The following is a 13,486-nucleotide window of genomic DNA, read 5'->3' as shown; positions in this document are numbered from 1 at the left end:
GCCGTGCCCAGGTTGAACTGGCTGTGCAGCATCACCGCCAGCGTGGACCAGAACGCGCTGAAGCCCACGGCCAGCAGCCCCTGCGCCCAGGCCGCACGGCGCAGCGCTGCGTGCTGGCGCCACAGCGCCACCATCGAGCCGATCAGCGCGCCATAGCCCAGCTGCGTGGTGGGCGCAAAGCGCGGCAGCCCGCGCCACACCGCCACCGTCAGCAGCGCAATGGCCACCGCCGCCGCCACATACACCGTGCGCCAGCCCCACTGCTGCGCCACAAAGCCGCTGACCACGCGCGACAACAAGATGCCCAGCAGCAGCCCCGTCATCACCGTGCCCACCATGCGCCCGCGCTGCGCCGCCGGGGCCAGCGTGGCGGCGGCAGGTACCACGTCCTGCGCCACCGTGGCAGCCAGGCCCACGGCCAGGCTGGCCGCCAGCAGCGCGCCCATGCCGGGCGCCAGGCCGCTCAACAGCAGCGCCAGCATCAGCGCGATGGACTTGATGACGATGATGCGGCGCCGGTCATACCGGTCACCCAGCGGCGCCAGCAGCAAGATGCCCAGCGCATACCCCAGCTGCGTGAGCGTGGGCACCAGGCCCACCACGCGGCTGTCGGCCTGCATGTCGGGCCCCAGCACGCCCAGCATGGGCTGGCTGTAATACAGCGAGGCCACGCTCAGCCCCGCCGTGGTCGCCAGCAGCAATAAGAGCGGCGCACTCACCGCCCCCTCCGCAGGCGGCGCCACCGGGGCAAGCCCCGCTGCGCCACTTGCATGCACGTTTTGAATGGAAGACATCACAACACCATCGGTTAAAAAGGAATGGTGCGATTGTTCTAGCCCGCCGCCGCGCTGGGTAGTAGGCTGAATTGCAGATTCGTTATACGCTTGGCGTATGACCAACACCCTGCCAGCCCTGCAACCCGGCGCCGACCGCATCGAGCTGATGCAGACCTTTGTCCGCATCGTCGAAGCCGGCAGCCTGTCTGCCGCCGCCCAGCAACTGGGCACCAGCCAGCCCACCGTGAGCCGCCGCCTGCAGGCGCTGGAGCGCAGCCTGGGCATCAAGCTGCTGCAGCGCTCCACCCATGTGATGAAGCTGACGGAAGACGGCGACCGCTGCTTTGCCCACGCCAAGGCCCTGCTGGAAGACTGGCGCGCCATGGAGGACGACCTGCGCGGCACCGCCGACACCCCGCGCGGCACCCTGCGCGTGCTGGCGCCGCACGCCTTTGGGCAAGACCAGTTCATCGCCCCGCTGATGGCCTACCTGCGCCGCTACCCCGAGGTGGACGTGGAATGGATGCTGCACGACCGCCGCCCCAACTTCATCGCCGAAGGCATCGACTGCGCCATCCAGGTCGGCGCGGTGGACGACCCCAGCGTGGTGGCGGTACGCCTGGCCGAGGTGCCACGCATCGTGTTGGCCGCCCCCGCCCTGATGGCCGGGCGCCCCACGCCCCAGCACGCCCAAGACCTGCAACCCCTGCCCTGGCTGGCCCTGAGCACCTTCTACCGCCGCGAGGTCACGCTGACCCAAGAGCCCGGCGGCGAGGCCCACACCTTTGGCATCACCCCCCGCTTGGCCACCGACAGCCTGTACGCCCTGCGCAGCGCCGCCCTGGCGGGGCTGGGGGCGTGTATTTCATCGGCGTGGATCGTGGACAACGATGTGCGGCAAGGGAAGCTGCTGCACCTGGTGCCCAACTGGCACGCGGCGCCGCTGCCGGTGTACTTGGTGTACCCGTATGCGCGGTTTTATCCGGCCCGGTTGCGGTTGTTTTTGGAGGCGATGCGGGGGGCGATGCCGGGGTTGGTGGGGATGCGGGCGGTGGGGTGAGACACGGAGCTACAGCAGGAACCGGCCAGGAGCAGCCTGTGGATGCATATGAAAGAGGACATTCAACGATTGCGTTCAGCCGCGCCGTTAGGCGTCGGTTGGAACAGCGGGTTAGACCGTTGCTGCATTGCCGCTAAAGCTTCTGGTCTAGCGCCTCAGCGATCTTGACTACAGGCGCTGCAAGCTCAAGGAGTTGATCGGTAGTAATCGTGACCCTCTCGCCGGCGTTCGCCTTGACGTGCTTCAGCACTGATGCCGCATGAGCGTCGACGAGGCCAGCACGGTGGGCGAGAACATTTCGGAGCATGTAGACGTCTTCAAGGTAGCTCATGCGCACATCGATGGACTTGATCTTTGCTGGCGCGAGCTCACCAAATTTTCTGAGTCTTGGGGAGAGGCCGCGAACCTTGACTACTTCCCCGAGGAACTTATCGCCGTCCGCGGTCCGTGAACCGGCCGTCTTGTCCCAGAACTTGGGCTTGGTCTGGACAAATGCGTCAAGAAAGTTGGACAGGTACGTTTCAAACGACGCTGATAGCACTACGAGCCTGTTAGTGATGACGGCCTGACGATAGATGGCTACCCGTGAAAGGAAGGTGTCTTTTCGCAGATCCTGTAGACGGCCTCGCAACTTCGGCACATGGAACATGTCTGTGAGCAGCCGCTCTGCCGAAATGTCGGCGTAGTTGGAGAGCACGTAGGACTCTGCCATCGATAGTGCGAGTAATTCGGCCCACATTGACTGGCACGAATCGCCCCAGACGGCTTTGAAGTCCTTCAAGTGTTCAGAAACTGCCATGCGTTCTCCGGTTTGAAATGTCTAACGTTTGAGCTGCGCGGACACCGCCAGCAAGGCGCTTGGGGCCGCGAGGCGGATGATGACACTGGCCACCTGGCGGCCCAAGCGGCTTGCCGGTGCGGGTCCGCTCGAGCGAGGGACTAGGCCTCCGCGCTCGGACTCTAGATGAAGCGTTGCTGAACTCTGAAGAAGATGTGATCGGCATCTACGCTCGCCCGTTGGAACTGCATTGCTCGAATGGGCGCGCTTCTACCGCCGATTCGACAGCTTGCGAAATCTGCTTCGAACTGGGTCTTGGTGAGACCGTTGATGAACGCTTCCTTCTTTCGGCTAGCGTATGTACCAAAGATATTGCTTGCTTCGCAGGCTGTGTGATAAGAGCTGCTTACGCCATCGCGCAAGGCAAACCACGACCCGCAACTGAAGCGCTCCGCCGGAGGGCAGGGATTCGGGCAAGCGGCGGTGAGCTCCACTAGCTGGCTTGAGTCCTTCTTGACTCGTCCCGAACTGCTGGGAGATTTGTACTGAACCAGCACGAACTTTGTGCCATCCATCTCGTAGTAGAGATCCGCGCCTTTGATGTCTGTTGAATCGAGGCCTGCTCTGTGGATCTTCCAGATCTTCAGTTCGACGCTACCAACTCGCAGAACCCTCGGTTGTCCTCTAGGGATGGCATAAGAGTCTTCATCGATCAGTTGTTCCTCAAGTGGCTTTTCGGCTCGGAATCGAATAGCACTTCGGACCTGCTGCTGGGTTTGCGCTGCACGTGCCATGCGTTCAATGTCTTCATTGACGCCACGGATTAGCGACGCTGCTTCGGCTGGAGACATGCTCTGTTCTGAGGCCTAACGTGATGTATCCCGCAAAACCTGCGGGACAAACTGGAGCGTGCGCGATATTCTGGACACTGATTTCTCCTGAAAGTGGCTTACAGCATAGGTTTGCAAGGGACGACCTGTTCAAACATCCGAGTATAAAAATTCTGTGAAACCCGGCACGCGTTAAGTCAGCAAACGATAGCTTGCCATAGGCAGCCACCGGGATTTCTAACAGCTGCGCGCAGCAAGTCAAAGGCAGCTGCCGGGCGGCGCTTCTGAACGGCGGCTCAAGACCCGCAGCGGTCAATCCTCACGCATACGTTTCAAAATTCAAAGAAAAAAGAGCGCAGTCTCGTTTGCTCTATTTTTCATAGCTACCACCGCATATATATCAACCACTACCGGAATATTTCGCACCAAACTGGCCTCAGCCTCGTGCCTACCAATAGCCTCTTTAAACAGCAAGCCGCCCAACACGCTCAGCAGCCACCGTCAAATGGCGTACCAACTCCGCCTTACACGCATCGAATCCCGCACTGAATCCTTCCTCACCCGCCAACCGGCGCACAAACACCTGCGCCATCGCAAGCGCCTCTTTCCAAGCCGCCGCGCTGACCTGCTCCCCCACCGTCAGTTCCAGCGCCCGATCCGGCAAACCGCCCCCCGCAGTAGGCGCAAAAGCCATGGGCGTCATGTCATAAGCAGGCGCCAGTTCGTAGGGCCAGCGCCCCTCTGACAAGCACGACAGATTGCCGCTGTGCATGTCGGTGTTGCCGATCAGGGTGCCAAACGCCCACAGCAGGCAGGCCGCGTCAAAGGCCTGGGCAGTGATAACCCCCTCCTTCCACAACGCCCTGGCAATTACCGGCCACTGGCCGCCGCTGCCGACAAACTCGGCATCCAGAGCGGCGAAGGAGTGCAGTGCCCTGCGCCCGCGTGCGCCCAGCCTGTCAAACCGCTGCACTTCCAGAAATCGTTGGGTGCCGTGCATCCAGGTCAGTGACTGCGCGGCAGCCACGCCATAGTCGCGCAGCACCTGCAGGGCGATGTGTTCGGCCAGCAGCAGGTCGCGCCAGCGGGCGCTGACGGGAGTGTCGAGTTCTGCGGTGAACTTGACCATCACATGCGCGGCGGTGCCGTCGGCCTGCTCTGCGTAGGCGGTGAACTTGGGCTGCTCGCCGGCGGCTGACGAGCCCGCCACTTCGCCGCGTGCGGCCAGGTCGGCCAGTTGGGCGTAGGTGTGCAGCTTTTGCGCGGCTGCAATCGGCACGGGGTCGGGCGCGTTGACGAACTGGTCGCGCGCGGTGGGGCCGATGAGCAGGTTGCCGGGCATGTCGTCGCCCTGGTCCAGGATGGCGCGCAGCGCGTGGGTGTCGCTCCAGTCGCCCAGCCGCTCGGGCAGGCCCAGGCGCTGACCGTGCCGCTGGCAGTAGGCGCGCCCCAGGTAGCCCTGCGGGCGCATATCAAAAATCCACCACGGCAGGCCGTCGCTGTGCAGCCGGGCACCGCCCGCCTCGATCATCACAAAGCCCTGCGGGCACACCGGGACCAGGGTGCCCAGGTTTTCCAGTGCGCCCTGGGGGGTGACGCGGTACACGGTGGCCTGCAGATCGGCGCGCTGGGGATCGCGGAGCGTGTATTGAATAGATCTCGCAGCGCCAAAAGGCACCACCTCGTCACCCAGTGCACTGAGTGCGCGGGAGACGGTGGGCTGGCTGACCTGCAGCGCCTGGGCCAGCGCCTGCGCTTTGGCGGGGCCGGGGCGTAGCAGAGGGCGGATGGCGTTGGCGTAGGTCTGGGCGGCGGAGGGCATGCCCTAAGGATACGCCGATTGAATTGAAAATTGGATAGATAAATGAATAGATAAACCAGACTTAATTGAAGCCTTGGTTGTTGCTTTTTCTAGTTATTTATTGACAAACAACTATCCAATACAACAGACTTGTGACGTGCCACCAGCCCCCCTCACCTCCCAAGAAAGCACGCTGCTTGAGCTTGCCCAGCACCAACCCCTGCTCCGCGCGCGCGACCTGAGCGCGCATGGCCTGCCCACGGTACTGCTGACCCGGCTGGTCGCCGCAGGCAAGCTCGACCGCGTGGCACGCGGCGTGTACAGCCTGCCAGGCCGCGCGGTCAGCGAACACCGTTCGCTGGCCGAGGTGGCGCTGCGTGTGCCCAAGGGCGTGGTGTGTTTGCTCTCTGCCCTGCGCGTGCACGGCATCGGCACGCAGGCGCCGTTTGAGGTGTGGATGGCGATACCGCCGAACAAGCCCACACCGCGCCTGGGGCAACCGGCGCTGCGTGTGGTGCGCATGTCTGGCGCGGCGCTGACGGAAGGCATCGAACTGGTGGACATTGACGGCGTGCAAGTGCCAGTGTTCAACGCCGCAAAAACGGTGGCGGACTGCTTCAAGTACCGCAACAAAATTGGGCTGGATGTGGCGCTGGAGGCGCTGCGCGATGGCTGGCAGCAGGGCAAGCTGCCCATGGATGCGCTGTGGCACTACGCCACAGTGAACCGCGTGGCCAACGTGATGCGGCCATATCTAGAGAGCGTGACGGTATGAGCCAGCGCAATGTGGCCGCCTCCATCCGTGCACGGCTCAAGCAGCACGCCGATGCGCACCAGCAGGACTTCAACCTGACTCTGACCCGCTATGGGCTGGAGCGGCTGCTGTACCGGTTGTCGATCTCGCCACACGCCACACGCCAACCGCTATCTGCTCAAAGGCGCCTTGCTGTTCTCGCTGTGGTTCGACCAGCCCCACCGCCCCACGCGCGATGCGGATCTGCTGGGTTTTGGTCCGGACGACGTTGAATCTGCCGTACAGGCGTTCCGCGAGATGTGACAGATCGAGGTGGACGATGGTTTGGCGTTTGACCCGGCCTCGGTCAAGGGCACCATCATTCGCAAAGAGGCGGGGTACGGCGGTGTGCGGGTGGACCTGCTGGCTACCTTGGACGGCGCACGCATTGCGCTGCAGGTGGACATTGGGTTTGGCGACGCGGTGACCCCAGCACCCGAGGCGGTGCACTACCCGGTGCTGCTGCCAGACCTGCCCGCACCCCAACTGCGCGCTTACCCCAAGTACACGGTGGTGGCAGAGAAGTTTCATGCGGTGTGCCTGCTGGGCATGGCCAACACGCGCATGAAGGACTACTTTGACCTGTGGGTGCTGCTGACCGAAGGCGTGTTGGACCCGCAAGAACTGCACCGCGCAGTGGCTGCCACGTTCCATCGGCGCCGGTTGGCCCTGCCCAATGCCATTCCCTCTGGTCTGAGCGATGGGTTTGCACAGGATGCGGCCAAGCAGAAACAGTGGGCCGCCTTTCTGAAAAAGAACCGTCTGCAAGCCCTGGACCTTGCCGAGGTGGTTGGGGTACTGCGCAGCGAGTTGCAGAAGCTGTTGGCGCTGTGAAGCGACAAGCCGATGGAGTGGAAGGGACGGATGGTGCGCAACGACTTCGGGCTCAGCCATATTTGCTATCAATTCGATAGCTGCTACGGCATTTTTTTCTAGCGCCTGGGGCACATTTCGCATTGAATCGCAGCCCCACACTGTCCCAGCATCATCCCCAGACACTCCACGCCCTCAAGCAGGCAACCGCACCGCCGCCTCCCGCAACGCCTCGGCAAACGCCATCGCCGCCGGCTTTTGCTGCGTGCCCCGGCGGTAGGCCAGGTACAAGTCCAGGTGCACCACGGGCTCGCGCAGCATGGCGACGCCCAGGCCCTGGCGCAGGCATTCTTCCAGCGCGAACGAGGGCACGATGGCGCTGCCACGGCCTGCGCGCACCATGCCGATAAGGGTGCCGATGAGGTTCATGCGGGGGCGCTCCTGGTGGGCCAGGCCCAGGCGGGAGAGCTGCTTTTCAATCACCACCTGGATGGGGTTGTCCGATGGCAGGCTGACCAGGGGCACGTCTTTGAGGCGGCTCCAGGGCTGGCTGTCGGACAGCTGGCCGCTGGTGTGCGCCGCATCGGGCGGGCTGATGCGCATGAGGCGGAACTTGCACAAGGGCTGGCGCGACAGCCCGACGGCGGGTTTGACGAAGAAGCCAAACCCGATGTCGGCCTCGCCGTCGAGCACGCGCTGGCGCACGGTGCTCACCTCGACATCGCTGAGCTGCACCTGCACGCCAGGGTGGCTTTGCGCAAAGCCGCGAATCACCTCGGGCAGCAGGCTGGCCGAGATCATGGGCGTGGCCGCCACCAGCAGGCGCGAGCGCACGGCGGCCTCGTTGCCGTCCAGCACGGCGCCCAGGGCGCGCAGCTCGCCCACCACGCGCTCGGCCACGGGCTGCAGGCGGCGCCCGGCGTCGGTCAGCGTGATCGACCGGGTGGTGCGGTCAAACAGGCGGGCGCCCACCTGGTCTTCCAGCTCCTTGACCAGCATGCTCATGCCCGAGGGCGACAGGTGCACCTGCTCTGCCGCCTTGGCAAAGCTCTGCAGGCGCGTCACCTCCAGAAAAGCGTGGAGCTGGCGGGTGCTGACATTCATCAGCTTTGATGAAGAATTCATCAGAATTTTCCGTTTGATCAATATCAAGAGTGTCGTTGTAATTGTCCTGCAACGCCCTTCCAACGAGTAGGGCCTGTTAACACTGTTTTCAGGGTCGCGAAGGCCCTTGCCGTTGCGTCAATCTAGGCGCGCGACGCCGCGTGTGCCCTTGCACACGCAAGGAGCGCAACGACGAGTGGCGCACCGGTAAGGGCCTTCCCTTTGGGTTGCCCGGCATGGGGGCTGTCTGCGGCGTTGTCCGCGCTTGCAAGGTACCTACCTTGCTGCGCACGGGCGCCTTGCATCCAGCCCCCATGCCAGGCAACGCGATCCCCGAAAACAGTGTTAACAGGCCCTAGAAAGACAAGCCCCATGCCCCACCTGCCCACCCTGCGTGCCAACGCGCACCCGCCCTCCCCCCAACGCCGCAGCCTGGTGCTGGGCGCGCTGGCCGCCACGGCTGCAGCCGTCACGCCCAGGGCCTGGGCGCAGACGGGGGCCGATGCGCCGGTGCGGCTGGTGGTGCCATTCACGCCCGGCACGGGCATCGACCTCATTGCACGGCAGATTGCACAGCCGCTGTCTGACCGGCTCAAGCGCCCGTTTTTTGTGGAGAACAAGGCGGGTGCGTCCGGCATCATCGGCACGCAAGAGGTGGTGCGCGCGGCGCCCGACGGCACCACGCTGCTGGTCAGCGTGAACACGCTGGTGATGAACATGGCGCTGTACCCCAAGCAGGGCTTCAACCCGCTGACGGACCTGGTGCCCGTGAGCCAGACGAGCTGGGGGCAGCTGCTGCTGGTGGCATCGGCGGGGTCGAAGATCGAATCGCTCAAGGACCTGATGGACCGCGCCCGGGCCAAGCCCGGCTCGCTCAACTACGGCTCGCCCGGTGCGGGCACGCCGCACCACCTGGCCATGGAGCTGCTGAAAAACCGGGCCAAGATTTCGCTCACCCACATCAGCTACCGGGGCACCGCCCCGGCTGTGACAGACCTGCTGGGCGGGCAGATCGACGCGATGTTCTTGCCCATCCACGTGGCCTTGCAGCACGTGAAGGCGGGCAAGCTGAAGGCGCTGGCCATCAGCTCGGACACGCCCCACCCGCTGCTGCCCGAGGTGCCGTCACTCGGCACCCTGAAGCTGGGCGACCTGAACGTGGACATGTGGTACGGCGTGTTTGCCCCCGCAGGCACACCCCGCGCCATGGTGGACAGGCTCAACGCCGAGCTGCGCGACGTGCTGGCCTCGCCTGCCGTGGCCAAGTCGTTCGAGACCCAGGGCATGACGCCCGCCCACAGCTCGCCAGACGCCTTCCAGAAGCTGGTGACGGCAGATGCCAAACGCTGGGCCGACCTGATCAAGGCCCAGGGCATCACCGCAGAGTAATGACTAGTACATCACCGCAGCCCGTACCGCACACCAACAACATGAACCAGCAAGCAACCGTGGCGCAACAACAAGACGCCGAAGTGATCATCGTGGGCGGCGGCCCGGTCGGCATGGGCCTGGCCATTGAGCTGGGCCAGCGCGGCGTGAGCGTGATCGTGGTGGAGCGCTATGTGCAGCCCCAGCCCATCCCCAAGGGGCAGAACCTCACGCAGCGCACCATGGAGCACTTTCACTTCTGGGGTGCTGAAAAGCAGCTGCGCGCGGCGCGCACCATTCCGGTCGAATACGGCATTGGCGGCCTGACCGCACATGGCACGCTGCTGGGGCCCTACAGCTACGACTGGCTGCAGCGCGACCTGGTCAAGCCGTATTACTTCACGGCCAACGAGCGCCTGCCGCAGTACGCCACCGAGGCGGTGCTGCGCCAGCGTGTGGCCCAGCTGCCATCGGTGCAGACGGTGTACGGCTGGGAGACCGGCAACGTTGTGCAGGACGACGATGGCGTGTCCGTCACCATTCAGCAACGCGGCGACAGCAGTGCCGAGCGCGTGCTGCGCGGCGCCTATGTGGTGGGGTCGGACGGGGCGCGGTCGGTGGTGCGCGAGCAAGCGGGCATCACCCACACCCGCACGGACCACGACCGCATGATGGTGCTGCTGGTGTTCAAGTCGCAAGGCCTGCACCAGTTGCTGGAGCGCTACCCCGGCAAGTCTTACTACAACGTGCTGCAGCCCGAACTGAAGGGCTACTGGAAGTTTCTGGGCCGGGTGGACCTGGGCAGCACCTGGTTCTTTCACGCCCCGGTGCCGCCAGGCACCACCAAGGACAACTTTGACTTTGCCGCCTACCTGCACGAGGCGGTGGGCGCGGAGTTTGAGGTGGAGTTTGAGCACATCGGCTTTTGGGACCTGCGCTTCATGCTGGCCGACAGCTACCGCAAGGGCCGCATCTTCATCGCGGGTGATGCCGCCCACAGCCACCCGCCCTACGGCGGCTATGGCGTGAACTCGGGCCTGGAAGACGCGCGCAACCTGGGCTGGAAGCTGGCCGCCGTGCTGCAAGGCTGGGGCGGCGAGCGCCTGCTGGACTCTTACGACGCCGAGCGGCGCCCGGTGTTTGCGTCCACCATCAACGACTTCATTGCGCGGTCCATCGAGACCGACAAGGAGTTCTTGGACACCCACGACCCGGCGCGGGACCAGGCCGCGTTTGAGGCCGCGTGGCAGGCGCGCGCGCAGGGTGCCGTGGGTGAGGTGCATGCGTTTGAGCCGCACTACGAGGGCTCGGGCATCGTGTGGGGCAGCGAGGGCCGCGCCAGCAGCGCCAAGGGATCGCACCGGTTTGAGGCGCGGCCTGGCCACCACCTGGCACCCGCCACGCTGCCCACCGGACGCAATGTGTTTGAGGAACTGGGCCCGGGCTTTTCGCTGCTGGTGGTGGGCGGCGATGGCGCCCACGCGCCATCGGTGCAGGCCTTTCGCGAGGCGGCGGCGGGCCTGGGCCTGCCCCTGCGGCTGGTGGACTGTGGTGACGGGGGCGAAGGCACCGAGCCTGCGCGCTATGGCGCACCGCTGGTGCTGGTGCGGCCCGACCAGTTTGTGGCCTGGACGGCGCCTGCTGGCGGCCCCGTGGTGACCGCCGAGCAAGCCCGCGACGTTCTGGCACGCGTGGCGGGGTAACCGCACGGGCGAGGCCGCTGCGTTAGCGGCAACGACCCAGCCCGGGAGTGATCCAGGCCGGGGCGCTACGCAGCCAATCGCTCAGGCGGCCTTGCGCAACGCGGCGGGCGCCACCGGTGTCTGCTGTCCGTCGCGCTCTGCCACCTTGGCGCGCACCAGGGGCAGCAGCTCGCGGCCGTACTCGATGGCGTCCACCAGCGGGTCAAAGCCACGGATCAGGAAGGTGGTGATGCCCAGGTCGTAGTACTTGAGCAGTGCGTCGGCCACCTGCTCGGGCGTACCCACCAGCGATGTGGAGTTGGACCGGCCGCCCAGCTCGCGCGCAATGGCCGTCCACAGGCGTTCGTCCACACGGTCGCCTTTGGCAGCGTCGGCCAGCAGGCGCTGCGCGCCCTCGCTCTGCTGCGGGCCCACGCCGCGCGAGTAGCCTTGGCTCACACGCAAACGGCGCGTGTCTTCCAGAATGCGCTCGGCCTTGGCCCAGGCTTCGTCCTCGGTCTTGCCCAGGATGGGGCGGAACGAGATGCTGAAGTCCACATGCCGGCCCTGCAAGGTGGCCTCGGCGCGCACACGGCGCACCAGGTCGCCCGCCTGGGCCAGCGACTCGCCCCACAGCGCATACACGTCGGCATGTTTGCCGGCCACCTGCAGCGCGGGTGCAGAGGCACCACCAAAGTAGATAGGCACGCGCTGGCCTTGCAGGGGCTTGACTTCCGACACCACACCCTTGGCGCGGTAGTAGGTGCCTTCGTGGTCAAAGGGTTTGTCTTCGGCCCACACGCGGCGCAGAACGGTGAGGTATTCGTCGGTGCGCGCATAGCGCTCGTCGTGGTTCAGGAAGTCGCCATCGCGCTGCTGGTCTTCGTCCGAGCCGCCGCTGATGTAGTGCACGGCCAGGCGGCCGTTGGTGTAGTGGTCCAGCGTGGCCAGCTGGCGCGCGGCCAGCGTGGGCGCCACAAAGCCGGGGCGGTGCGCCAGCAGGAACTTGATCTTGTCGGTGACCGATGCCGCGTACGTGACGGTCAGCAGCGTGTCGGGGCTGGACGAGCTGGCAGGCACCAGGATGCGGTCAAACCCCGCGTGCTCGTGCGCTTGGGCAAACACGCGCACATAGGCGGGGTCCACCGCCGGGCCCTTGCGGGCGATGGTTTCAGAGACTTCGTGCGGCTGGATCATGCCGATGAACTGGACGGGCATAGCGGGCTCCTGTGGCGATGGGGTGAAACAAGGTTGGGTGAATGGTTGGCAACGTCACGCGTGCGGGACTGCAGCCATGATCTGCCCGCCCCTGGCGCGCGCCAACGAAGAAAAACGCGTTTGCAAAGTTGTGCGGCGCATAGGCCCCGCTGAACACGGCGATGGGGTGCACCGCCGGCGTGCGCGCCGCTATGCTGTGGCGGGTTGCCATCCAGACTCCGCCGCCTGGTCGCCAGCGTCGGCATGGTCGGCCAGTGCGTTGCCGACCTGAACGCCTGGCCCTGGCCTCTGACCGCTGGCTCCTCACTCCTCACAATGGCCAGCCCGCTTCGCATCCAGAAAGGACCCCACCCACCATGCTCTCGCACGTTTTTGTTGGCATCACAGATTTCGAGCGCGCCCTGGCGTTCTACCGGCCGGTGCTGGCCTCGTTGGGCATTCAGGAGCGCTTTTGCGAAGCCGAGCGACCCTGGGCGGGCTGGGAATCCACCCCCGGCCCCCGGCCGCTGTTTGTGATTGCCCGCCCGTTCAACGGCGAGGTGCCCCACCCTGGCAACGGGCTGATGGTGGCCTTCATGGCCGCCACGCGCAGCCAGGTGGACGCGGCCCACGCGCTGGCGCTGAGCCTGGGCGGCCAGTGCGAGGGCCGCCCCGGGCTGCGGCCCGAGTACCACGCCAACTACTACGGCGCGTATTTTCGGGACCCGGACGGCAACAAGCTGTGTGTGGCGTCGCACGGGCAGGCGTAGCGCAGGGTGGCGCCGGGCGGGCGGGAGCCCCCTGCGCTGCCTATTGGAGGAAAAATCGCCTCAAGCGCTAGTCGATAAAGCGCTGGCAGCTATTCTTTTGAGAGCAACCGGAACGCGGCCCAGGCGTGCGCTTGCAGCCCGCTGCCGACACGCTGGTGGCAGGCACTGTCAGTGCGGGAAGCCGCCCCGCACCAGCCGCACGGGCTCTGCGTCCATGCGGCGAATCAGCGCCAGCAGGCCATCGCCCGCAGCGTTGGCCGCTACATCGGCAGAAGGCAGCTGCTGGGCCGCTGGCGCAGTGCGGCAGACCAGATCGTCCTCCGACCATGCGGCCTTGCCCGGCTGGCCCCGTGCGCGCAGCCAGCCCGCGCGGTCTGCGATGAGCTGGTAGCCGGGCAGGTCGCTGGCGGGCACCCCCAGCACCAGGGCCAATGCCAACGGCGCTGCGGTATCTGTGGTCAGGCATTCCGCATCGGCGGCAGCAGCATCGGGAGTGTGCGGCGCGCCGGGCCCG

11 protein-coding genes and 2 pseudogenes are annotated in these 13,486 nt (G+C 65.4%); 6 read left to right on the top strand and 7 right to left on the bottom strand.

Annotated features, from left to right (window positions below; all coding sequences use genetic code 11):
- Window positions 1-794 (bottom strand): MFS transporter (locus tag ISS20_RS19085; RefSeq protein WP_291438561.1); only part of this gene is annotated, 794 nt, incomplete at its 3' end.
- A gap of 97 nt (window positions 795-891) precedes the next feature.
- Between ISS20_RS19085 and ISS20_RS19080 the strand changes: the two genes are divergently transcribed.
- Complete coding sequence (locus ISS20_RS19080) at window positions 892-1,836, top strand: LysR family transcriptional regulator (RefSeq protein WP_209819471.1); 945 nt, start codon at window positions 892-894, stop codon at window positions 1,834-1,836.
- A 133-nt stretch (window positions 1,837-1,969) separates the two neighbouring features.
- Here the strand turns inward: ISS20_RS19080 and ISS20_RS19075 are convergent, their stop codons facing one another.
- The 3 genes from ISS20_RS19075 to yjjJ form a co-directional block, all read right to left on the bottom strand.
- Window positions 1,970-2,635, bottom strand: coding sequence for a hypothetical protein (locus tag ISS20_RS19075; protein ID WP_291438557.1), 666 nt, complete (start codon window positions 2,633-2,635; stop codon window positions 1,970-1,972).
- Between the two features lie 161 nt (window positions 2,636-2,796).
- Window positions 2,797-3,465, bottom strand: coding sequence for a hypothetical protein (locus tag ISS20_RS19070; RefSeq protein ID WP_291438555.1), 669 nt, complete (start codon window positions 3,463-3,465; stop codon window positions 2,797-2,799).
- Window positions 3,466-3,907: 442 nt separating this feature from the next.
- On the bottom strand, window positions 3,908-5,266 hold the full coding sequence (yjjJ, locus tag ISS20_RS19065; protein WP_291438553.1) for a type II toxin-antitoxin system HipA family toxin YjjJ: 1,359 nt from the start codon (window positions 5,264-5,266) through the stop codon (window positions 3,908-3,910).
- Window positions 5,267-5,402: 136 nt separating this feature from the next.
- Between yjjJ and ISS20_RS19060 the strand changes: the two genes are divergently transcribed.
- Both ISS20_RS19060 and ISS20_RS19055 read left to right on the top strand, forming a co-directional pair.
- On the top strand, window positions 5,403-6,020 hold the full coding sequence (locus ISS20_RS19060) for an AbiEi antitoxin N-terminal domain-containing protein (RefSeq protein WP_291438551.1): 618 nt from the start codon (window positions 5,403-5,405) through the stop codon (window positions 6,018-6,020).
- A pseudogene (locus ISS20_RS19055) lies at window positions 6,017-6,872 on the top strand (nucleotidyl transferase AbiEii/AbiGii toxin family protein). Before ISS20_RS19060 ends, ISS20_RS19055 begins: the two are co-directional and overlap by 4 nt.
- Before the next feature lie 174 nt (window positions 6,873-7,046).
- Here the strand turns inward: ISS20_RS19055 and ISS20_RS19050 are convergent.
- Entirely contained in the window at window positions 7,047-7,976 is a 930-nt protein-coding gene (locus tag ISS20_RS19050; RefSeq protein WP_291438549.1) for a LysR family transcriptional regulator, read from the bottom strand.
- Window positions 7,977-8,327: 351 nt separating this feature from the next.
- Between ISS20_RS19050 and ISS20_RS19045 the strand changes: the two genes are divergently transcribed.
- Both ISS20_RS19045 and ISS20_RS19040 read left to right on the top strand, forming a co-directional pair.
- Window positions 8,328-9,344 (top strand): tripartite tricarboxylate transporter substrate binding protein, encoded by a 1,017-nt coding sequence (locus ISS20_RS19045; protein ID WP_291438547.1) that lies wholly within the window; start codon window positions 8,328-8,330, stop codon window positions 9,342-9,344.
- 41 nt (window positions 9,345-9,385) lie between these two features.
- Window positions 9,386-11,026 carry an FAD-dependent monooxygenase gene (locus tag ISS20_RS19040; RefSeq protein WP_291438545.1) on the top strand — a complete coding sequence of 547 codons (1,641 nt, stop codon included), beginning with the start codon at window positions 9,386-9,388 and terminating at the stop codon, window positions 11,024-11,026.
- 81 nt (window positions 11,027-11,107) lie between these two features.
- Here the strand turns inward: ISS20_RS19040 and ISS20_RS19035 are convergent, their stop codons facing one another.
- Window positions 11,108-12,223, bottom strand: a complete 1,116-nt coding sequence (locus tag ISS20_RS19035; RefSeq protein ID WP_056744351.1) for an LLM class flavin-dependent oxidoreductase — start codon at window positions 12,221-12,223, stop codon at window positions 11,108-11,110.
- A gap of 356 nt (window positions 12,224-12,579) precedes the next feature.
- On the opposite strand from ISS20_RS19035, the gene ISS20_RS19030 reads away from it, so the two are divergent.
- Window positions 12,580-12,972: a VOC family protein gene (locus ISS20_RS19030; RefSeq protein ID WP_056067560.1), complete on the top strand. Its 393-nt coding sequence runs from the start codon at window positions 12,580-12,582 to the stop codon at window positions 12,970-12,972.
- A 168-nt stretch (window positions 12,973-13,140) separates the two neighbouring features.
- Here ISS20_RS19030 and ISS20_RS19025 read toward each other — a convergent pair.
- Window positions 13,141-13,486, bottom strand: a pseudogene (locus tag ISS20_RS19025) (cytochrome c); the annotation flags it as partial.

The sequence above is a fragment of the Acidovorax sp. genome (genome assembly GCF_016783915.1).
Classification (GTDB): domain Bacteria; phylum Pseudomonadota; class Gammaproteobacteria; order Burkholderiales; family Burkholderiaceae_C; genus Acidovorax.
This window is presented reverse-complemented; position numbering and strand designations above follow the sequence as displayed.